Genomic DNA, 20931 nt, shown 5'->3' with positions numbered 1-20931 from the left:
CCTCACCCGGTGGCAATGGGTCGTTTAAGCCCCGCAATTCCGGCGCTCGCCGGAACGGCATCCGTGCAGACTGCGTGCATGGACCTGTCCCTGTGGTGGAAACGATGGTTGCTGCGCTGGCACCTGCCTCGCGCCGAGCCGCATGTCGTCCGCCCGCCGGCCGACCCGGCCGATTGCGGCACCGCCTGGGGGCTGGACCTCACGCTGCCGCCGGCGGCCTTCGACAAGCAGGCCGGCACCCGCCGACCGTCCCGCTAGCTCAGACGAAGCCCAGGTTGCGCGCGCTGCCGAAGTTGGCCAGGTTCGGCAGCACGGTGTCGAGCTGGCCGTCGGTGGCGTCGAACCACTTCAGCAGCGTGGCGGCGTACTGGTCGACCGAGGTGGTCGGGATCCAGCGGCCCTGCAGCTCCCAGCTGTCCTGGCCCACGTCGTCGGGGCCCCCCAGGGCCAGCGTCGGGTAGCTGCCGTAGGTGGCATGGCCGCGCACCGCGCCGCCCAGCACCAGGTGATGGTTGCCCCAGGCGTGATCGGTGCCGAGGCTGTTGTTCGGCTTGAAGGTGCGGCCGAAGTCGCTCTGCGTGAAGGTGGTCACCTGGGCGCCCATGCCGAGGTTGTTCATGGCCGCGTTGAAGGCGGCCAGCGCGTCGGCCAGCGCCTTCATCAGGCGGGCGTGGTCGCCGCTCAGCGGGTCGCCGCCGACGATCTGGTTGCCGTGGGTGTCGAAGCCGCCGAGCTGTGCGAAGAAGATCTGCCGGTTGCCCTGCACCGTGGCGTTCGCCTCGATCAGCTTGGCCACCTGGTAGAGCTGCTGCGCCAGACCGCCCGTGACGCGTCCGTTGGCGATCACCGGCGCGAAGCCCGCGTCGATCGCCGTCGAACCGCCGCCGGGTTGTGCCGCGACGATGCTCCCGAGCCGCGCCGACACCGCGAAGGCGTCGCGCTGCTGGCGCGCGTAACTGCCGGCCAGGTCGCTGTCCAGCGCATCCACGGCGGTGGGCGCGTAGAGGGCGTCGAGCGCGGCCTTGCGCGCCGCGTTCGGCGCCCATTGCAGGTCGCTCGGCTGCAGGCCGTTGGCGCCGAAGGTGGCGCCGGGGCCCGGCAGGACCAGCGGGCCCTGCAGCGCCGAAAGCCCGAAGCGGCCGTTGCCGCCGACCGAGATCACCGGGTTGGCCGTGGCCAGCGCGTCGGCGGCGCGGCCGCCCCAGCCGGTGCGCGTCAGTGCGTCGCCGGTGCCGGTCTCCCACAGGATCTGCTGGTCGGAATGCGAGAACAGGCTGTCGGGTAGCGAGGGCGAGCTGTCGGGCAGCGCACGGAACTGCGCCTTGGTCAGCGGCTGCACCAGCGGTCCGACGTTGAACACCGGCGCCAGCTGGCCGGCCGCCCAGGCCGGGGCCAGGGCCGTCATCGCCGGGTGCAGGCCGTAGTCGCTGCCGCTCAGGCCGACCAGGCTGCCACGCGGCAGCGCCAGGCCGGCACGCACCGCGCTGTACTGGCCGTGGCGAGTCGCATCGCTCGGCACCACCATGTTCAGCCCGTCGTTGCCGCCGTACAGGAACACGCAGACCAGGGCCTTGTAGTCGGCCGCGAAGGCCGGCCGCGTGGCCGTCAGCAGGTTGACCAGCGAACCGGCGCCGAACGCGCCGGCCACGCCGAGCATCGAGCGCTGCAGCCAGCGGCGGCGCGCCATCGAGATCGTGGGGTGGTTTGCCATCGAGAGTCTCCGAAGCGAGGCCCGGGCGCCGTCAGCGCTGCACCTGGTAGTTCGGCGAGCCGAACACCAGGTAGGCGGCCTGGCGCACGCGGTTGGTGGCCCAGTTCTGCGCGTCGTTCTGGGCGGTGTAGGCCTCGACCGCCGCGATCACCTGCGTGCGTGTGGCGCTCGGCAGCCGTGCCCCCAGCGCGAGCGTCGACAGGCGGTCGACCAGCTTCGCGGCGTCGGCCGCGTCGGCGGTGTAGGGCTGCAGGTCGACGCGCGTGCCCAGCGCGCCGGGCACGTCGGCACTGGCCGCCGAGCCGCCCCACCAGAGCAGGTAGGTCAGGTAGTTCAGCCGCTCCAGCGAGGTGTTGGCGTTGTGGATGCCGAACTCCGGCGCCTTCAGGCCGGCCACGCCGGGCAGCGGGTAGTCGGGCGGAAAGTAGTTGAACACCGAGGGCGGGCGGAACACGTGCTGGCGCATCGTCTCGCCCCACCACCAGCCCAGTGCGTCGCCGTCGGTGCGGCCGCCCAGCGCGCGCAGCACGCCGGTGAAGTGCAGCACCGGCTCGCGCAACTTGCCGGCGCTGCGGGTCGGGATCTCGCTGCGCGCCTCGGCGTCCAGCAGCACCGCGGCCACGGTGGCGGCGAGGTCGCCGCGCTGACCGCTGCCGAAGCCCTGGTGGCGACCGGCATTGAAGGCCGCCGCGACGCGGCCCACGTAGGCCGCCGACGGGTTGCTGGCGACCAGCTGCTGGATCAGCTGGCGCCCGATGAACGGCGCCATGTTCGGATGCTGCATCAGGCTGTCGAGCACCGCCTCGAGCGCCTGGTCGGCGCTGCTGCCGGCCGGCACGGTGATGCCCGACAGCAGCGGGCGTTCCAGCGTGTCGTGGTACTGCGCCACCGGCACCATGTCGCCGGCGTAGTAGCGGCAATGGGTGCTCTGCGGCCAGCAGCCCCAGGCGGTGCTGCCGCCGGCCGGGTAGGTCCAGCCGGTCAGTGCATAGGCGTAGTGGCGCACCGTCTCGTTGCCGTAGGTCGGCGAGCAGGCGCCTCCCTTGAGCGTGCCGTTGGCGTTGAGTTCGCAGGTGCCGATCGAGAACAGCTGCAGCAGCTCGCGCGCGAAGTTCTCGTTCGGTGCTGCCTTGTCGTTGTTGGCGTTGTTCAGGTAGTCGCCCATCAGTGGCGACAGCGCCACCTTCTTCAGCACCTGCCGGTAGTTGCCGAAGGCGTTGTCGAGCAGGGTGTTGTAGTAGTAGCGCATCCCGTAGGTCCCCTCGACCTCCAGGTTGGACACCACCACGATCTTCTGCAGCGCGAAGGCCACCCGCTGGCGCAGCTGGTCTGCGCCGCCGACCGCGTTGCGGTAGAAGTCCCACAGCAGCGGCTGACTCGAGAAGTTGTCGCGCCAGCAGGTGGCGCTGCGGCCGTCGCAGTAGTTGCCGCTGCCGGTCCACTGGTGCACGTCGCCGTTGCCACCGCGGGTGTAGCGCGCGCTGGCGGTGGTCATCTGCGCGGCGAGCCAGGCGCTCGGGCCGCGGGTGCGGATGTCGGCCACCAGTGCCTCGGTCGGCCCGAAGCTGGCCTGGTGTGCGAGACGGGTCGCGTCGAGCGTGGTGGTGGGTGTGCCGCCCGGCGCCCCGGAGGACGGCGGCACGGGCGGCGCGGCGCTGCCGCCGGTGGCGCCGTCGTCGGTGCTGCCGCCGCCCCCGCCCCCGCCGCCGCCGCAGGACGCCAGCAGGAGCGTGGCGGCACACAGCGCGGTCAGGCGGGCGAGGCGCTGCGCTCTCGGTGAGCGGGGAGTGGACATGGTCGCCCCAGGATGCGGTGGAAGACGGCGCGACCGCGCGAGCGGCCGGGCAGCGGACGTCCAGTGTGGTGGCGCGGCGCACCCCGCTCGTGACCGAAGCCGCGCGGCTGCAGCGCCTTTTACAAAGCGACACCTTGCGGCCCGGCGCGGTGTGAACCGCAGCACGCCGCGGCCACGCTCAGACCTGCAGGTGGCGCCGCGCGCGCTCGCTCAGCGCGTTGGGGAAGTAGAGCGCGGTGAGGCTCTTGCTGTGCACCGGCGAGTGACCGTCGGCATACGCGCTCTGCGGGTCGGGCGCGTAGCGGCGCCAGTCGCGCACCCAGTGGATCGCGTCGCAGACCTCCAGCAGGCCCATCGTCTCGCGGTCGCCGACCAGCACCCCTTGCACGCGCAGACCGTGGCGCTGCCGTGCGCCGTCCAGCAGCGCCAGCGTCGCCGGCGTGCAGCCGAACTCGCCGTCGCTGACCAGCAGCAGGTCGGCCTGCTGCCAGCGCGCGCTGTGGACCGCGGCCACCGCATGCGCGAGCGGTGCCGCCAGGTCGGTGCCGCCATCGAAGGCCTGGCCGATGAAATCGAGCAGCGCGTCCAGCCCGGCCGGCGTCAGCGCCAGCTCGTGGGTCAGCAGCTCGCCGGCACCGCCGAAGGCGATCAGCTGGCAGGCCCGCCGTTCGCGGTGCGCGGTGCGCGCCGCCTGCAGCACCACCGCCTTGGCCAGTTGCTCGGGTGCGCCGCGCATCGACCCCGAGGTGTCGATGCAGACCAGCATCGGGCCGCGCGCCAGCGGGGGCGGCGCGGCCTGCGCCGCGGCGCGCAGGGGTGTGGCCCCGCCCGGTCGCTGGTCGAACAGCACGGCCTCTTCGTCCCACACCATCAGCCGCGCCTCGGCCAGCCGCGCGCGCCACAGCTTGTGCAGCAGCGGGTGGCGCAGCTGCGCCGCCTCGGACGGCAGCATGCGGGCCAGGTTGCGGCCCGGGCGCACGCCGAGGATCTCGCCGGGCGCGTCGGGCAGGCGCGTCTCGACCAGCTGGCCGAGGACGCGCGCGCGGCCGGGTGCCGTCGGGGCCGGCTGCGGCGGCGCCTCGCGCGGCAGGCCTCGGCCGAGCGATGCGATCAGCGCCACCAGCGCCGGGTTGCGCGTCAGCAGCGCCGCCAGCTGCTGGGCTGCCTGCCATTCGCGCCGCGCCAGCCGGCCGCGCAGCGCGTCGCGCTGCAGGGCCGCAAGCTCACCCAGGTCCTGCAGCAGCGCGAGCAGGTGCTCCCAGTCGGCGTGCAGCAGCGTCCATTCGGCGCGGAACGCCGCCACCATCTCGGCGATCGCGGTCTCGCGCGGCTCGTCGGTCGGGCGGTCGATCAGCCGGTCCAGATGCCACAGCGCCGTGCGCAGCACCTGCTGCGCTGCGGCCGGGGCCTCGCGCGCCAGTTCGTGCAGGCCCAGCTCGCCGATCGCCTGACGCAACGGCCGCAGCGCCTGCGGATCGTCGAAGTCGAGCGCCGCGTCGGGCAACTCGCCGGCCTCGAGCGCCGCAAGCCAGGCCGGCCCCTGCCGCAGCCGCGCCTCGCTGGTCCCGACCGCGCTGATCAGCGTCGGCAGCCACAGCTCGCGCGGCAGCGCGGCGAGGCCATCGTAGGGCCGGTCGACGGCGGCCAGGCGCGGGTCCATCGGGCGTTCAGGCCGTGGCCGCCGCTTCGCTCCAGCGCACCGGCGCCGGTGCCGGGTCGGTGACCTCGGCGTCGATCGGCAGCGTCGCGAAGTCGGCCCGCACCGCCTGCAGCCGTGCGATCAGCGCCTCCAGGGTCCGCAGCGAGTCCGCATGGGCCGCGGCGATCTGCGCCGCCAGCGCCGGCGGCAGCCACAGGGCCTGCTGCAGCGCCTGGCCCACGGCGGCGGCGCGGGCGCGCAGCGGTTGCAGGTGGTCGTGCGCGCGCGCCAGCACCTCGTCGAGCTGCGACACGCGCGCCGCGATGTGGCGTGCCCCGTAGCGCGGCAGCATCCGCGCTTCCAGCGACGCCGTCACCATGCGGGCCACGCCGGGTCCCTGCTCCAGGCCACCGATCGCGTGCGCCAGCGCCATCTTGCCGCTTTCACCGTCGTCCTGGCGCGGCTGGCACTCGATGCCGAACTGTTGCTCGAAGGCCTCGATCGCCCGCGTGAGCCAGGCGGCCTCGAGCGGCTGCGCGCCGAGCAGCGTGGCATGCACCCAGTCGCTCAGCACCGCCAGCTGCGCCGGCTGCTCGGCCAGGCAGTACGGCAGCAACCACAGGTCGATGCGTGACACCGCGCCGCGGCCGCTGCTCGCGGCGGCGGTCTTCAGCAGCCCGACGGTCTGGCGCCAGCGGCGGTCCGACACCGCGATGGCCTGCTCGCGCACGAAGCGGCGCGCGTCGGCCAGCGCGTCCAGCACCTCGCCGTCGAGCGCCACCGCGTCACGCGCGGCCGTGATCGCGGCCCGCTCGGCGGGCGTGATCGGCCGCAGGCCGCCCGGCGCACTGTCGTCCAGCCCCAGCAGCGCGGCGAAGCCGGCGTCGCTGACCGGCTGCACCGGAACGCGCAGCAGGAAGCGGTCGTAGAAGGCCTGCAGCGATTCGTCGGCCGGCACCTCGTTGGTGGCGCCGACCACGCACACCAGCGGCGTCTGCACGCGCTCGCAGCCGTTGTCGAACTCGCGTTCGTTCAGCAGGGTCAGCAGTGCGTTGAGGATCGCCGAGTTGGCCTTGAACACCTCGTCGAGGAAGGCGATGCCGGCGGTGGGCAGGTAGCCCTCGGTCAGGCGCTCGTAGCGGTCGTCCTCCAGCGCCTTCAGCGACAGCGGTCCGAACAGTTCCTCCGGGACCGAGAAGCGCGTCAGCAGCCGCTCGAACCAGCGTGCGCCCTCGAAGGCGTGCTGCAGCCGCCGCGCCAGCGCGCTCTTGGCCGTGCCGGGCGGGCCGACCAGCAGCACGTGCTCGCCGGCCAGCGCAGCCAGCAGCGCGAGCCGCACGGCGGCCTCGCGTTCGAGCAGGCCGTGTTCGAGCCAGTCGATCAGTGCGCGCAGGCGCGCCGGGTCCGGAGCAGGGGCGTGGGCATCCATGCCCCCATTCTGACGGCGGCGCTCAGCGACCGAGCACGCCGCGCAGCAGATCGAGTGCGCCGGGCTTCTTCTCCTCGGCCGGCGGCGTGCCGGGCGCGGTGCCGCCCTCGCCCTTCATCACGTCGCCCATCGAGGGCATGCCGGGCATCGCGGTGGTCATCGACTTGACGCGCAGCTTCACCGCCCACTGCGGCTCCCACACCGCCTTGGGGTCGGCCGGGCGCGGCGGGTGCGCGAGGTTCAACTCGGGGCCGTAGGCGATCAGCCGCAGGAACGAGCCCTCGGCCGGCAGCACGCCCTTGGGCACGGTGCAGCGGGTGGTGGTCGGTGCGAGCAGCACGCGCTCCTTGACCCAGCGCTCGACGGCCGGATTGGTCTGGTAGTCGAACAGGCCGAAGCCGGTGTCGGGCAGCTCGCTCGAGGTCCAGATCACCATCTCGCTGGCGCCGTCGGCCTGCTCGCCCCTGCCGGCGAAGGCCCCGGCGAAATAGCCGCGCGCGGTCGGCAGCGCGTTCCACTCCAGCGCGGTGGCGCCGGCCTTGTCGGCAGTGGTGAGCGTCAGCGCCGGCATCAGGTCGTTGGCCGCCGGGATCGCGAACTTGAAGCCTTCAGGCACGCCCTGGCCCTTGAACTCGTGCTCGCCGACCAGCGAGCCGCCGTCGGGCACGCGCTTGCCCTCGCTCGGGTTGGGCCAGTGCGGCCGGCCGGTGGCGCTGTGCGCGCCGCGCTGCGTGGCCCGGCGCGAGATGAAGAACTTGGCCACGTCCTCGGGCTTGAGCTTGGCGACGTCGAGCACGCGCGGCTGGCCGGCGCGCACGGTGTCGCCGCAGCCCCAGTACAGCAGCAGCCGGCCCTTGGGCTTCTCGGACGGCTCCTCGACGCGCTCGTCGCCGTCGTCGCCAGGCACCGGCTTCGCGTCCTTCGGCGACAGCAGCTTGATCGCCGGGCCGAGCTGCAGCCCGGCCGGCAGCGCCTGCGTGCCTTCGGCGAGCTGTGGATTGGCGCGCGTCGCGAGCGTGACGTCCATGTAGCGGCCGCCGCTGCCGCCGGACTGCGTCGACAGGAAGGGCACGGTGCCGCCTCCGCCCACGCCGAACAGGCCACCCAGCGCCGACAGCGGGTTGTTGCCGCCGCCGCCCAGGCCGCCGAGGCCGGCCCCCAGGCCGCTGAAGGTGGCGACGTCGATCCAGGCCTGCGCGACCGGCGGCTTGGACGGCGCCTTGGGGGCAGGCTGCTGAGCGCCGGCCACGCCGGCGCACAGGGCCAGTGCGGTGGCGAACGGAACGAGCGGCCGACGCGGGCCGCGAAAGGAGGGGGCAGGGGTGGTCATGGCGGAGGTCCTCGCAGGAGCAGGGCAGGCGCGCGGCGCAGGGTGCGCGGCGCGGTCGCGATGTTCTCGCGAGTGTGCGACTTCGGCCCTCCCACCGTCGAGGGGGATCGCCCCCGAGCGGGGCCGGCCCGGTTCAGGGCGCCGGGTCGCTGCGCACGCCTTCCACCTGCACCCGCAGCGTCACCTCGTCCCGCACGAAGGGCAGGCCGTAGTCGATGCCGAAGTCGCTGCGCCGGATGCGGCCCTCGAAGTCGCCGCCGCAGACCTCGCGCTGCAGCACCGGGTGGCGGTGGCAGGCGTAGCGCGTCGCGGTGAGGGTCAGGCCGCGGCTCACGCCGCGCAGCGTCAGCTCGCCGCGCAGTTCGGCGAGCCGGCCGGCGTCGAAGCGCAGGTCGCGCGAGACGAACCAGGCGGTCGGGTGCTCGGTGGTCGACAGCAGCTCGGCGTCGCGCAGGTGCTTGTCGAACGCCGCGAGGCCGGTGCTCACCGAGGCCATCGGGATCGTCACGCCGATCTCGCCGCGGCCGGCGCCGGGGTCCAGGCTCACGCTGCCCTCGGCCGGGCCCAGCCGCCCGCGGATCGTCGAGGTGCCGAAGTGCGACAGCTCGAACTGCACCCAGCTGTGCGCCGGGTCGAGGGTGTAGCGCGCCGGTTCGGCCGCCGCCGGCGTGGCGGCAAGGGCCAGGCTCGACAGGGCGAGCGCCAGGGAGGCAGCGGGGAGGGCGCGCATGCGGCGGGGGGCCTGGGTGGGGGCCGCGCACGGCCCCCGACGGCCGTGCTGACTCTTACTGCTTCACCGCCTCGATCTGCACCGTCAGGCGCACGCTGTCGGGAATGTTGGGCAGGCCGTAGTTCATGCCGAACTGGCTGCGCTGCAAGGTGGTCTCGAAGTCACCGCCGCAGACCTCGCGCTTGAGGCGCGGGTTCTCGTAGCAGTTGAAATTGGCCGCCTTCAGCGTGACCGGCTGGCTCTTGTCCAGCAGCGTCAGCGTGCCGCTCACTTCACTGACCTTGTCGCCGCTGAAGACGAACTTGTCGGAGACGAACTTGGCGGTCGGGAACATCGCCGCGTTGAAGAAGTCGGCGTTGCGCAGGTGGTTGTCGAAGGCCGCGACGCCGGTGTTGATCGACGCGGTGTCGATGCTGATCTCCACCTTGCCGGTCTTGCCGGCGCGGTCGAACTGCACCGTGCCTTCCTTCTTGTCGAAGCGGCCGCGTGCGGTGGAGGTGCCGAAGTGCAGCACCTCGAAGGTCACGAAGGTGTGGCCGGGGTCGATCGCGTAGCTCGCGCTCTGGGCCTGCGCGCCACCGGCGAGGCAGGCGAGGGCGGCGGCGGTGGCGGCGGCGGCGGCGAGGAAGGGCTTCTTCATGCTCATGCGGGGGTCCTGGAGAGTGGGGTTGGGAAACGGGAGGGAGGAAACCGGCGCCGGGGCCGCGCCGGTCAGAGCGCGCCCACGCCGGTCAGCGCGAGCTTGAACTTCACCTGCACTTCGTCGGCGACCATCGAGGTGTCGCCCCAGTCGCCGGCGCCGATCTTGAACTCCAGGCGCTTGATGGCGAAGGCGCCGGTGGCGGTGCTGGTGCCGCCGGCCTGGGTGAGCGTGACCGGCACCAGCACGTCGCGGCTGCTGCCCTTGATCGCGAGCTTGCCGGCCACCTCGAACTTGCCGCCGCCCAGCGCCTTGATCGCGGTGGACTGGAAGGTGGCCTGCGGGAACTTGGCCGTGTCGAACCAGTCGCCCTTCTTCATCTCGGCATCGGTGTCGCGGTCGCCGATGGTGGCGCTGCCGGTGTCGATCGCGAAGGCGATCTTGCCGTTCGCGGGCTGCTTCGGGTCGAAGCTGACCTGGGCGTCGAACTTCTTGAACTGGCCCTGCACCGGCACGCCCATCTGCTTGCTGACGAAGCCGATCTCGCTCTGCGCCGGCAGCAACTTCGCGGTGGGGGCCTGCGCATGCGCCGGGGCGGCGGCCACCACGCCGGCGACGGCCAGCAACATCAGGGGGAGCGTGAAGCGTCTTCTCATGCGGAGGTCCTCGGAAATCGATCGATGCATCAGGCGCGGCGCGGCCGCATGCGGTCCAGCAGGCCGTCGCGGTCGACGAACTGGTGCTTCAGGGCGGCCGCCACGTGCAGCACCACCAGCGCCAGCAGCGTGTAGGCCAGGATCGCGTGGACCGGCTTCACCAGCTTGGCCAGTTCCTTGTCGACCGGCACGAAGTCGGGCAGCGGCAGCACGCCGAACCACACGATCGGGAAGCCGGCCATCGAGCTGTAGGCCCAGCCGACCAGCGGCACCGCGAAGAACAGCAGGTACATCAGGTGGTGGGTGGCGTGGTAGGCGCGCAGCTGCCATGACGGCATCGCGGTGGCGATCGGTGCCGGCAGCGCCGGCGGGCGGTGCGTCAGGCGCCACAGCAGGCGCAGCAGCGACAGCGCCAGGATCGTGATGCCGGCCCACTTGTGCCAGTTGTAGAACTTCAGGCGCTGCGGCGAGAACGGCAGGTCGCTCATGTACCAGCCCAGGCCCATGCTGCCCAGGATGGCCAGCGCCAGCAGCCAGTGCAGCGCGATCGCGGGGGCGGAGTAGCGGGGGCTGACGGTCGGCAGGCTCATGCAGGAATCGGGGCGTCGAAGTGCACGCACTGTAGTGATTGTTTGGGGCCCGCAAGTTCACAGGGCTTGTCGCGTCACTTCAAAAAAATGCAAGAGTTCGATGCGCCAAGCCCCCGTGCCCCTGCCCGGATCGCTGCCGTCCCGCAGAATCGGCCGGCCTCCCCGACCCGAGCCGCCTGGCCACTGCCCATGAAGTCGACCGCCCTCTCCGTCCTGCTGCTGGCCTGGCCCTGGGCTGTCGTGTCGGCGCAGGAGGCAGCGGCGCCCGCGCTGGCCGATTGCGCGGCGCTCACCGACGACGGCCTGCGGCTGGCCTGCTACGACCGGCTGGCCGGCCGCGAGGCGCCGCCGGTGCCGGTGGTGCCGGCCGGCCGCACGCCCGACGTGGTCGCCCGGCCGGCACCGGAAGTGGGCGGCAACGGCCTGCAGGGTCCGCCGACTCCGGCACCGAGCTTCCTGTCCAAGTACTGGGAACTCGACCGCGCCGACAAGCGCGGCACCTTCAACTTCACCGGCTACCGACCCAACTTCCTGCTGCCGGTGCACGTGACCACGCGCCTGAACACCCGTCCGTCCAGCCCCAGCCCGGACCGCACGGCCGAACTCGGCGACTACAAGCGCGTGGAGGCCAAGTTCCAGCTCTCGCTGCGGACCAAGATCGCGCAGAGCGTGCTGCTGCCCGACGCCGACCTCTGGGTCGGCTACACGCAGCAGTCGCTCTGGCAGCTCTACAACAAGGGCGATTCCGCCCCCTTCCGCAGCAGCGACTACGAACCCGAGGTGATGTACGTGGTGCCGGTGCCCGAGGGTCTGCGGGCGCTGCCGTGGGGCTGGCAGTGGCGCTACGGCATGCTGGCCTTCGCCCACCAGTCCAACGGCCAGACCAAGCCGCTGTCGCGCAGCTGGAACCGCGTCTACGCGGGCGCCGGCTTCGAGCGCGAGGACGTCTCGATCGCGCTGCGCCTGAACCGGCGCGTGCGCGAGAACGCCGATGACGACGACAACCCCGATCTCACCAGCTACCGCGGTCGCGGCGACGTGACGCTGAACTGGACCCCCGGCCGCGCGACCGCCGCGCTGCTGTGGCGTACCAACTTCCGCGACCTGCGGCGCGGCGCCGTGCAGTTCGACTGGACCTTCCCGGTCGAGCCCGGCAGCCCGCGCGCGTTGCGCTGGTACGTGCAGCTGTTCAGCGGCTACGGCGAGACCCTGCTCGACTACAACTTCCGCCAGACCAGCCTGGGGCTGGGGCTCACGCTGTTCGAGTTCTGAGGCGCCATGGACGAGCGCTCCACGTGCGCTCAGTCCGGCATTGCGCCGAACAGCCCGGCCGTGCGCGCCGTGAGCGCGGCATGCTCGCGCTCCCCGAGGAGTCGCCAGCGCAGCGCGAAATCCAGCGTCGCCAGCGCGGCATCGACCGTCATCGTGTCGCCGCCCGCCAGTGCCAGCGCCTCGGCCACCGGCAGCAATTGCAGCGAGGCGACCTCGCCGTCCTGGTTGCACGGCTGCACGCCGGGCGGCAGCGCCAGGTCGTAGACGAACAGCTGCTCGCGCTGCAGGCCGTGGCCGGCGCAGTCGGGCAGCGCCCGCTGCAGGTCGATGACCCGGCCGCGCGTGGCCCGGCGCACGAGGTCGGCGGCCAGGCCCGCCTCTTCCCAGCCTTCGCGCACCAGCGTCTCGAACGGCGTCTGGCCGTGCGGCACGCCACCGCCGATCAGGTTGTCGAACTTGCCGGGGTCGGTGGGCTTGTGCGGCGAGCGCTGTGCGATCCACAGGTGGCTCGGGCGGCCGTCGGGCCCGGCGACGTAGCCGTTGGCATGCGCGCCGAAGGTCAGCGTGCCCCAGAAGCGCGCGGCCGCGCGCTCGATCCGCGCCAGCACCGGCGCGCCTCAGGCCGGCACGACGGCATAGGTTTCGTTGCGCCAGTCGGTGATCAGGCCGCGCTCGCGCAGTGCCGCATGCGTGACGGCGAAGGCGGCGTCGAGCGCCTCGTCGCGCAGCGCGGTGCTCAGCACGCCGTCTTCGCGCTCCTGCAGCCACGGCGCATGTGCTCGGAGCACCGGCAGTGCGCCGGCCGCGACCGAGCCCACGGCCCGGCCGCCCAGGTGGAGCGGGCGGCGCGCGGCGGCGTCGTGCCGTTGCGCTGCGTCGATGGCGAGAAAGTCGCGCCGCGGGTCGGGGGGTGTCTCCGACGCGGGAAGGCGGGGGTCACTCACGCTGCCGCGCGCTGTGGCGACCCGGTACGCCACTGCGCCATCAGGCCGCTCCACTTCGCCCGCGCGTCCGCCAGGTGCCGGGCCTTCACGTGGCCGTAGCCGCGGATGTCCTCCGGGATCGCGGCGATCTCCACCGCCAGCGCCAGCCGCGGCGCGTCCAGCGTCGCCAGCAGCTCCTCGATGCAGGCGCGGTACTCGCCGACCAGCGCGCGCTCGGTGCGGCGCTCCTCGGTGCGGCCGAAGGGGTCGAGCGCCGTGCCGCGCAGGCCCTTGAGCCGCGCCAGCAGCCGGAAGGCCCCCAGCATCCACGGGCCATAGCGCCGCTTCAGCGGCTCGCCGCGCGCGTTCTTCTTCGCCAGCCCCGGCGGCGCGAGGTGGTAGCCCAGCTTCACCTCGCCGTCGAACTGCGCGGCGATCTTCGCGTGGAAGGCCGGGTCGGCGTGCAGGCGCGCCACCTCGTACTCGTCCTTGCAGGCCATCAGCTTGAACAGGTAGCGCGACACCGTCTCGGCGAGCCGGGTCGACTGCAGCGGCGCCTCGGCGGCGCGCACCTTGTCGACGAAGGCGCGGTAGGTCTGCGCGTAGGCCGCGTTCTGGTAGCCGGTGAGGAAGTCGGCGCGCGTGGCCAGTAGCTCGTCGAGCGCGGGCTTCTTCACGAAGGCGATCACCTGCGCCGTCGCGGTGAGGGCCTGCACCGCGGCGAGGTCGTGTGCCGCGCGCCGGCCCCAGGCGAAGGCGGCCCGGTTGCGCTCGACCTGCACGCCGTTGAGCTCGATGGCGCGCAGCAGCGCGGCCTCGCCCAGGGGCACCCAGCCCTTCTGCCAGGCGTAGCCCAGCATCAGCGGGTTGGTGTAGATCGCGTCGCCGAGCAGCGCGGTCGCCAGCCGGTCGGCGTCGAACCTGCCCACCTGCGCGGCGCCGCCGCAGGCCTGCTCGATCACCGCCTCGCAGCGCCCGCCCTGGAACTGCCAGTCGGGGTTGCCGACGAAGGCCGCGGTCGGCGCACCGTGGGTGTTCAGCGCCACGTGGGTGCGGCCCTCGCGCATCACCGCGAGCGTGTCCTTCTTGGCTGCGACGATGGGGTCGCAGGCGATCACCAGGTCGGCCTCGGCGGTGCCGACCCTGGTGCAGTAGAGGGCCTCGGGCCGGTTGGCGATCTGGATGTGGCTCCAGGTCGCGCCGCCCTTCTGCGCCAGGCCGGCGGCGTCCTGCGTGACGACGCCCTTGCCCTCGAGGTGGGCGGCCATGCCGAGCAGCTGGCCGATGGTGATGACGCCGGTGCCGCCGACGCCGGCGACCACGATGCCCCAGGCGCTGTCGGCCCGCGGCAGCACCGGGTCGGGCAACGGCGGTCCGCGGTGCGGGTCGTGCGCGGCGTCGCGCTGCGGCTTCTTCAGCGTGCCGCCGGTCACCGTCACGAAGCTCGGGCAGAAGCCCTTCAGGCAGGAGTAGTCCTTGTTGCAGCTGCTCTGGTTGATGCGGCGCTTGCGGCCGAACGGCGTCTCGACCGGCTCGACCGACAGGCAGTTGCTCTGCACCGAGCAGTCGCCGCAGCCCTCGCACACCAGCTCGTTGATCACCACCGTCTCGGCCGGCGTGGCCATCGTGCCGCGCTTGCGGCGGCGCCGCTTCTCGGTGGCGCAGGTCTGGTCGTAGATGAGGACGGTGCAGCCGGGAACTTCGCGCAGCTCGCGCTGTACCGCGTCGAGCTCGTCGCGGTGCTTCACCGTCACGCCGGGCGCGAGGCCGGTCACGCCGTCGTACTTGCGCGGCTCGTCGGTCACCACGACGATGCGCTTCGCGCCCTCGGCGTCGAGTTCGCGGGTCATCTCGGGCACACGCAGCGTGCCGTCGACCGGCTGGCCGCCAGTCATCGCCACCGCGTCGTTGAACAGGATCTTGTAGGTGATGTTCACCTTCGCCGCGATGCTCTGGCGCACCGCCAGCAGGCCCGAGTGGTAATAGGTGCCGTCGCCGAGGTTGGCGAACACGTGGCGGTCGGTGGTGAACGGCGCCTGGCCGACCCAGCTCACGCCCTCGCCACCCATCTGCGAGAAGGTGGTGGTGCTGCGGTCCATCCACACCGTCATGTAGTGGCAGCCGATGCCGGCCACCGCGCGCGAGCCCTCGGGCACGCGGGTGCTGGTGTTGTGCGGACAGCCGCTGCAGAACCACGGCGCGCGGTCGCCGGTGTCCTGCGTGCTCGCGGCCAGCGCGCGTTCCTTCGCGTCGATCAGCGCCAGCCGCGCCTCGACGTGGGCGCGCGTGTCGGTGTCCAGGCCGCCGAGCTTGAGCAGCCGCTTGCCGATCGCGCGGGCGATGATCGCCGGCGTCAGGTCGGCCTGGGCGCGCAGCAGCCAGTTGCCGCTCGGGTTGGGCTGGCTCCATTCGCCGCCCGACAGGTCGCCCTCCGATTCGTCGAACTTGCCCAGCACGTTGGGCCGCACGTCGGGTCGCCAGTTGTAGAGCTCTTCCTTCAGCTGATACTCGATGACCTGGCGCTTCTCCTCGATCACCAGGATTTCCTGCAGGCCGGTGGCGAACTCGCGCGTGATGGTGGCCTCCAGCGGCCACACCACGCCCACCTTGTGCAGCCGGATGCCGAGGCGGCGGCAGGCCGCGTCGTCCAGGCCCAGGTCGTGCAGCGCCTGGCGCGTGTCGTTGTAGGCCTTGCCGCTGGAGATCAGCCCGAGCCGCGCGTGCGGCGAGTCGATCACCGTGTGGTTGAGCCGGTTCGCGCGCACATAGGCCAGTGCCGCGTACCACTTGTGGTTCATCAGCCGCGCTTCCTGCTCCAGCGGCGCGTCGGGCCAGCGGATGTGCAGGCCGCCGGCGGGCATCGGGAAGTCCTCCGGCAGCACGATCTTCACGCGGTCGGGGTCGACCGAGATCGATGCGGACGACTCCACCACCTCCTGGATGGTCTTCATGCCCGCCCACACGCCGGAGAAGCGGCTCATCGCGAAGGCGTGCAGCCCCATGTCGAGGATCTCCTGCACGCTAGCCGGGAAGAACAGCGGCAGCCCGCAGGCCTTGAAGATGTGGTCGCTCTGGTGGGCCGCGGTGCTGCTCTTGGCGATGTGGTCGTCGCCGGCGATCGCGATCACGCCGCCGTGCTTCGCGGTGCCCGCCATGTTGGCGTGCTTGAACACGTCGGAGCAGCGGTCCACGCCCGGGCCCTTGCCGTACCAGATGCCGAACACGCCGTCGTGCTTGCGGCTCTGCGGGTAAAGATCGAGCTGCTGGGTGCCCCACACCGCGGTGGCGGCCAGCTCCTCGTTGACGCCCGGCTGGAACACCACCTGGTGGGCCGCGAGGTGCTTCTGCGCCTGCCACAGCGCCTGGTCGTAGCCGCCCAGCGGCGAGCCGCGGTAGCCGCTGATGAAACCCGCGGTGTCCAGCCCGGCGGTGGCATCGCGCTGCTGCTGCAGCATTGGCAGCCGCACCAGCGCCTGCACCCCGCTCATGAAGGCCTGCCCGGTCTCGAGGGCGTACTTGTCGTCGAGCGTGACCGTCTCGAGCGCGCGACGGATGGACTCGGGAAGGGGCGCATTCATGGCGGCGGAACTCCTGCGGCGGGCCTGCGGGCAGTGTAGGCAAAGCGTGCGGGGAAGTCTTTTCTTTGTGTGCCCGCTGGGGCATGCTTGGAGCAACGTTGTTGCTCAAATTTGCGAGGAAGAAAACGAATGGCATCGAAAAAGCAGACTTCAGGGCAAACCCGAATCGCGCGGTCGCTGGCGCGGCCGGCCGCTGCGGAGGCCGCACCCGACCCGGCCGGCGACGACGCGCCGCACGCCGCGCTCGACCGCTACGACGTCGCGATCCTCGGTGCGCTGCAGCAGGACGCGCGGCTGTCGAACGCCGAGCTGGCCGCGCGCATCGGGCTGTCCACCGCGCCGACCTGGCGGCGCGTGAAGTGGCTGGAGACGCAGGGCTACATCCGCGGGTACCGCGCCGAGATCGACCGCCGCAAGATCGGCCTGGGCGTGCTGGCCTTCGTGCGCGTCGACGCCGAGCGCAACACGGCCGCGGCGACGCGTGCGCTGGAGGAGGCGATCCGCCGCATCCCGCAGGTCATCGCCTGCCACTACATCAGCGGATCGGGCACCTTCGAGCTGCAGGTCATGACGACCGACCTGGACGCCTTCTCGGCGCTGGCGCTGGAGACGCTGCTGAACCTGCCCAACTTCAAGGACCTGCACACCAGCTTCTCGCTCGGCGAGGTGAAGGCCGGCGCGGCGCTTCCGCTGCAGCACCTGGAGCGCGCCGGGCGCCACTGAGCACCCCCAGGGCCGGGCTGCGCCCAGCCCGCCCCCCGCGGGGGGCGAGGAAACCTGGGGCGGCCCGGCGTTTCCTCGAGAGCCGGTCGCCGGCGCGTCCGCCGCGCGGCATCATCGGGCCGCGCGCGGCCCCGGCCGGCGCCCCGGTTCCCTCACAGGAGATGCGCTCATGGCCCTGCTCGCCGACACCGTGGTGGCGCTCGTCGCGCTGCTGCACGTCTACATCCTCGTGCTGGAGATGTTCCTGTGGGACAAGCCGGCCGGCCTGCGCGCCTTCGGCCAGACGCCGGAAGCGGCGGCGGCCTCCAAGGTGCTGGCCGCCAACCAGGGGCTCTACAACGGCTTCCTGGCCGCCGGCCTGTTCTGGGGCCTGAGCCTGGGCGCCGCCGGCAGTGGCGTGAAGGTCTTCTTCCTGCTGTGCGTGCTGGTCGCGGGGCTGTACGGCGCCGCCACCGCCAGCCGCAAGATCCTCTACGTGCAGGCGCTGCCGGCGGCAGCCGGGTTGGCGCTGCTGTGGCTGGCCGGTCGGTGAGCGAAGCCGCCCCGTCGCTGCGCGAGCTGACGCGCCGCCACGCGCAGCCGGGGCGGCTCGACGCCATCCTGCTGCGCCCGCAGCGCCGCGCGTCGGTGCAGGCGGTGGCGTCCGCGCAGGCGCTCGCCGGCCTCGGCCTGCACGGCGATCGCAGCGCCACGGGGCGCGGCCTGGGCGGCAAGCGCCAGGTCACGCTGCTGCAGGCCGAGCACCTGCCGGTCATCGCCGCACTGGCGGGACGGCCGGAGGTGACCGCCGATGCGCTGCGCCGCAACCTCCTGGTGTCGGGGCTGAACCTGCTGGCCGTGCGCACGCTGTTCCGCGACCAGCCGCTGCGCCTGCGCATCGGCGCCGACGTGCTGCTCGAGCTCACCGGCCCCTGCGAGCCCTGCTCGCGCATGGAGGAGGCGCTCGGTCCGGGGGGCTACAGCGCGGTGCGCGGGCATGGCGGTGTCACCGCGCGGGTGCTGGCCGGTGGCATGCTGCACCTGGGCGACGCGGTGGTGTGCGAGTTCGCGCCACCCGGCGGATGACGACAACCCGCGAGGAGGATTGCCGATGTTTCCCTGGTTCTGGCTCCACTGGGCGCCGCAGCTTCACTTTCCGCTGAGCGGTGCGGTCACGCAGGACATCTTCAGCGGGATCCGCCCGACGGCCGGCGACGCCGACGTCGAACGCGCGGTGTTCGACGTGGCCAGCTACGGCAAGCAGCTCGGCTGGCTCAGCGAGGTGGTGCTCGGCCAGCAGCCCGACGCCACGCCCGAGCGCGCGGCGCAGGCGCAGACCGCACTGCAATGCCTGCGGACGCTGGCCGTCGAGGTGGAGACCATCAAGGACCGGCAGCGGCGCGAGCGGCGCGAGGCGGCGTCGGCCGCCGTCGAGGCTCTGGCGCAGAGCGATCCCGAGGCGCTGGCCGCGCTGCTCGCCCGCCACGCGGTCCCGCCGGCCGTCCCGGCGCCACGGCGCCGCCAGCCGGCGCGAAGACGCACTCCACCCGCCACGTACTAAGCTCCGCGAATGTCTCGCGCCCTGCCTTCCTTCCTCTGCGCGCTCGGCCTGGCCGCGCTGGTGCTGCCCGGTGGCGTGGCCGCGGCGCCGCCGGCCTCTGCGCTGCCGCAGCGCAACCTGCTGGTCGAGGTGCGCCAGGGCGACGAGTCCAGCTTCACGGCCAGCGGCGGCGGCCTGCGCGACGGTGCGGTGACGGTGGGGCCGAACGGCCAGGTGTCCGGCCGCGCCGGCGTGACGCTCGAGTCGCGCAGCGGCGACCGATCGGGCGATGCGCAGCACCGGCTGCTCGTGCTCAACGGCGGTCAGGGAATGCTGAACGTGGGCGCGTCCGTGCCGCTGACCTGGCTGGAGGTGGTGTGGACGCCCAGCGGCCCCGGCGCGATCGCCGGCAGCAGCTACGTCGACACCGGGCGCAGCGTCGCGGTGCGGCCCCGTTGGCCCGGCGGCGGCTCGCCGGTCACGGTGGAAGTGCGCACCGAGGCCAGCGCGCTGGCCTCCGGCGGCATGCCCTCGCGCTACGACTTCCGCGGCCAGCCCCAGCCCGAGGGCAGCATCGACCGCGCCGGCCTGCTGACCACGGTGCAGCTGCCGCTCGGTGAGTGGGTCACCGTCGCCAGCGACGGCGGCAGCGAGCGACGCAGCGAACGCGGGGTGCTGTCCAGCGCCGAGATCGCGCGCGACCGGCGCTACGTGGTGCAGATGCGCGTCACGCTGCCCTGATCCCATCGGACCGCTGCGCCGACGCGCGCGGCGCCGCTGCCGCGCTCAGCCCGCGGTACCGACGGCCAGCCGGTCCCGGCCGCCGCGCTTGGCCTCGTAGAGCGCGGCGTCTGCCGCGTCGGTGAGGGCCTTGGGCTCGATCGACTTGCCCGCCACCCGCACGGCCACGCCGATGCTCAGCGACACCACGCCGTCGGTCGGCGATGCCAGGTGCTCGATCGCGCCGTCGCGCAGCGCCTGCAGGCAGCGCTGCGCGACGGCCCGCGCGCCATCGATCGGCGTGCCCGGCAGCAGCACCGCGAACTCCTCGCCGCCGTAGCGCGCCACGATCTCGCCGCCGCGCCGCGCGCAGGCGGTGATGAGCTCGGCCACGCGGCGCAGGCAGTCGTCGCCGGCAGGGTGGCCGTAGCGGTCGTTGTAGAGCTTGAAGTGGTCGATGTCGATCATCAGCAGCGCCAGCGGCTGGTGTGTCCGCGCGCTGCGCGCCCACTCGCGGGCCAGGCAGTCGTCGAAATGGCGCCGGTTGCCCACCCCGGTCAGCGCATCGGTCGTCGACAGCTGCTGCAGCCGCGCATGCGCCAGCTCGATCTCGGCCTCGGCCTCCTTGCGGCGCGTCACGTCGCGGTGCGTGCCGACCACGCGCAGCGGCTGCCCGTCCGCGCTGCGGTCGACCACCACCGCATGGCTCTGCACCCAGATCCAGTGGCCCGCGCGATGCCGCATGCGGTGCTCGCACTGGAAGGCCGGCGCCGCGCCGCCCAGGTGGGCCTGCAGCGCGGCCCGCACCTGCGGCCAGTCGTCGGGATGGATCAGCGTGCGCCAGTCGGTGGTGCTCGGCCCGGCCCCGTCGGCGGCATGCCCCAGCATCTCGAGTTCGCGCGCGTTCGCGGTCCAGACGCTGGAGGGCACGTGGATGTCCCAGAGACCGAGGTTGCCGCCGCGCAGCACCAGGTCCAGCAACTCCGCGCTGCGCTGCCGCTCGCGCTGCGCCTCGGCCGAGGTCTTCGCCAGTTCGGCCGCCTGCTGCTGCGCCAGGCGCGTGTGCGCACGCAGCGCCAGCAGCGCCGCGGTCTGGCGTGCCAGGGCCTGCAGCGCCGCGGCCTGGGCCGGCGCCAGCAGGCGCGGCTGCGTGTCGATGACGCACACCGTGCCCATCGGCAGCCCGCCCTCCACGAGGATCGGTGCACCGGCGTAGAAGCGGATGTGCGGCGGCCCGGTGACCAGCGGGTTGTCGGCGAAGCGCGGGTCGGCATGGGCGTCGGGGATCGTGAACACCGCGTCCGGCCGCAGCAGCGCGTGGTCGCAGAAGGCCAGGTCGCGCGGGGTCTCCTGGGCCTCGAGGCCGACGCGGGCCTTGAACCACTGGCGTTCGGCGTCGACCAGCGAGATCAGCGCGATCGGCGCGCCGCAGAGCTGCGAGGCCAGCGCCACGATGTCGTCGTAGGCCCCCTCGGGCAGGCTGTCGAGGATCTCGAAGCGGCGCAGGTGCGCCACGCGATCGGCGTCGTTCTCGGCACGGGCAGCGGGAACAGCGGGCATCTCGACGGACGGCCTGGCGGCGGGAGCATCACGACGATCGAGGATAGCCCGCGACGTGGCGCCTGTCGGCAAGCTCTTGCAACACCGGGCCGGCACCCGGGCAAACCCTTGCCGCG

20 protein-coding genes are annotated in these 20931 nt (G+C 72.9%); 7 read left to right on the top strand and 13 right to left on the bottom strand.

What is annotated here, in order from left to right:
- Nucleotides 1-78 precede the first annotated feature (78 nt).
- Nucleotides 79-258: a hypothetical protein gene (locus MPE_RS24060; protein WP_148210980.1), complete on the top strand. Its 180-nt coding sequence runs from the start codon at nucleotides 79-81 to the stop codon at nucleotides 256-258.
- 1 nt (nucleotide 259) lies between these two features.
- On the opposite strand, the gene MPE_RS17765 is transcribed toward MPE_RS24060, so the two are convergent.
- The 9 genes from MPE_RS17765 to MPE_RS17725 form a co-directional block, all read right to left on the bottom strand.
- Nucleotides 260-1711 (bottom strand): DUF1501 domain-containing protein, encoded by a 1452-nt coding sequence (locus tag MPE_RS17765; protein ID WP_011831087.1) that lies wholly within the window; start codon nucleotides 1709-1711, stop codon nucleotides 260-262.
- 31 nt (nucleotides 1712-1742) lie between these two features.
- On the bottom strand, nucleotides 1743-3506 hold the full coding sequence (locus MPE_RS17760) for a DUF1800 domain-containing protein (protein WP_011831086.1): 1764 nt from the start codon (nucleotides 3504-3506) through the stop codon (nucleotides 1743-1745).
- A gap of 178 nt (nucleotides 3507-3684) precedes the next feature.
- Entirely contained in the window at nucleotides 3685-5166 is a 1482-nt protein-coding gene (locus MPE_RS17755; RefSeq protein WP_011831085.1) for a VWA domain-containing protein, read from the bottom strand.
- Nucleotides 5167-5173: 7 nt separating this feature from the next.
- Nucleotides 5174-6574: an AAA family ATPase gene (locus MPE_RS17750; protein WP_011831084.1), complete on the bottom strand. Its 1401-nt coding sequence runs from the start codon at nucleotides 6572-6574 to the stop codon at nucleotides 5174-5176.
- 22 nt (nucleotides 6575-6596) lie between these two features.
- The gene (locus tag MPE_RS17745; protein WP_011831083.1) at nucleotides 6597-7904 is read right to left on the bottom strand and encodes a hypothetical protein; all 1308 of its coding nucleotides are present in this window, start codon (nucleotides 7902-7904) and stop codon (nucleotides 6597-6599) included.
- A 133-nt stretch (nucleotides 7905-8037) separates the two neighbouring features.
- Nucleotides 8038-8634, bottom strand: a complete 597-nt coding sequence (locus MPE_RS17740; protein ID WP_011831082.1) for a YceI family protein — start codon at nucleotides 8632-8634, stop codon at nucleotides 8038-8040.
- A 55-nt stretch (nucleotides 8635-8689) separates the two neighbouring features.
- On the bottom strand, nucleotides 8690-9274 hold the full coding sequence (locus MPE_RS17735) for a YceI family protein (protein ID WP_041930283.1): 585 nt from the start codon (nucleotides 9272-9274) through the stop codon (nucleotides 8690-8692).
- 71 nt (nucleotides 9275-9345) lie between these two features.
- On the bottom strand, nucleotides 9346-9930 hold the full coding sequence (locus tag MPE_RS17730; RefSeq protein ID WP_011831080.1) for a YceI family protein: 585 nt from the start codon (nucleotides 9928-9930) through the stop codon (nucleotides 9346-9348).
- A gap of 29 nt (nucleotides 9931-9959) precedes the next feature.
- Entirely contained in the window at nucleotides 9960-10520 is a 561-nt protein-coding gene (locus MPE_RS17725) for a cytochrome b (protein WP_011831079.1), read from the bottom strand.
- 189 nt (nucleotides 10521-10709) lie between these two features.
- On the opposite strand from MPE_RS17725, the gene MPE_RS17720 reads away from it, so the two are divergent.
- Nucleotides 10710-11792, top strand: a complete 1083-nt coding sequence (locus MPE_RS17720; RefSeq protein ID WP_011831078.1) for a phospholipase A — start codon at nucleotides 10710-10712, stop codon at nucleotides 11790-11792.
- Between the two features lie 29 nt (nucleotides 11793-11821).
- Here MPE_RS17720 and MPE_RS17715 read toward each other — a convergent pair whose 3' ends face one another.
- Genes MPE_RS17715 through MPE_RS17710 form a run of 3 tightly spaced genes read right to left on the bottom strand, consistent with a single transcriptional unit; the run spans nucleotide 11822 to nucleotide 16293 of the window.
- A complete protein-coding gene (locus tag MPE_RS17715; RefSeq protein ID WP_011831077.1) occupies nucleotides 11822-12400 on the bottom strand; it encodes an NUDIX hydrolase in 579 nt (192 codons plus the stop codon).
- A 9-nt stretch (nucleotides 12401-12409) separates the two neighbouring features.
- Nucleotides 12410-12736 (bottom strand): hypothetical protein, encoded by a 327-nt coding sequence (locus MPE_RS24710; protein ID WP_011831076.1) that lies wholly within the window; start codon nucleotides 12734-12736, stop codon nucleotides 12410-12412.
- Entirely contained in the window at nucleotides 12733-16293 is a 3561-nt protein-coding gene (locus MPE_RS17710; RefSeq protein WP_011831075.1) for an indolepyruvate ferredoxin oxidoreductase family protein, read from the bottom strand. The genes MPE_RS24710 and MPE_RS17710 overlap by 4 nt, the downstream gene beginning before the upstream one ends.
- A gap of 129 nt (nucleotides 16294-16422) precedes the next feature.
- Between MPE_RS17710 and MPE_RS17705 the strand changes: the two genes are divergently transcribed.
- The 5 genes from MPE_RS17705 (at nucleotide 16423) to MPE_RS17685 (ending at nucleotide 19276) form a co-directional block, all read left to right on the top strand.
- Complete coding sequence (locus MPE_RS17705) at nucleotides 16423-17016, top strand: Lrp/AsnC family transcriptional regulator (RefSeq protein WP_011831074.1); 594 nt, start codon at nucleotides 16423-16425, stop codon at nucleotides 17014-17016.
- Between the two features lie 169 nt (nucleotides 17017-17185).
- Nucleotides 17186-17548: a DUF1304 domain-containing protein gene (locus MPE_RS17700; protein ID WP_011831073.1), complete on the top strand. Its 363-nt coding sequence runs from the start codon at nucleotides 17186-17188 to the stop codon at nucleotides 17546-17548.
- On the top strand, nucleotides 17545-18081 hold the full coding sequence (locus MPE_RS17695; protein WP_011831072.1) for an MOSC domain-containing protein: 537 nt from the start codon (nucleotides 17545-17547) through the stop codon (nucleotides 18079-18081). Before MPE_RS17700 ends, MPE_RS17695 begins: the two co-directional genes overlap by 4 nt.
- A 25-nt stretch (nucleotides 18082-18106) precedes the next feature.
- Nucleotides 18107-18556, top strand: a complete 450-nt coding sequence (locus MPE_RS24450) for a hypothetical protein (protein WP_011831071.1) — start codon at nucleotides 18107-18109, stop codon at nucleotides 18554-18556.
- A 9-nt stretch (nucleotides 18557-18565) separates the two neighbouring features.
- Complete coding sequence (locus tag MPE_RS17685) at nucleotides 18566-19276, top strand: hypothetical protein (RefSeq protein WP_011831070.1); 711 nt, start codon at nucleotides 18566-18568, stop codon at nucleotides 19274-19276.
- Between the two features lie 45 nt (nucleotides 19277-19321).
- Here the strand turns inward: MPE_RS17685 and MPE_RS22890 are convergent, their stop codons facing one another.
- Complete coding sequence (locus tag MPE_RS22890; protein WP_011831069.1) at nucleotides 19322-20815, bottom strand: sensor domain-containing diguanylate cyclase; 1494 nt, start codon at nucleotides 20813-20815, stop codon at nucleotides 19322-19324.
- Nucleotides 20816-20931 lie beyond the last annotated feature (116 nt).

The sequence above is a fragment of the Methylibium petroleiphilum PM1 genome, from assembly GCF_000015725.1.
Classification (GTDB): Bacteria; Pseudomonadota; Gammaproteobacteria; order Burkholderiales; family Burkholderiaceae_C; genus Methylibium; species Methylibium petroleiphilum.
This window is presented reverse-complemented; position numbering and strand designations above follow the sequence as displayed.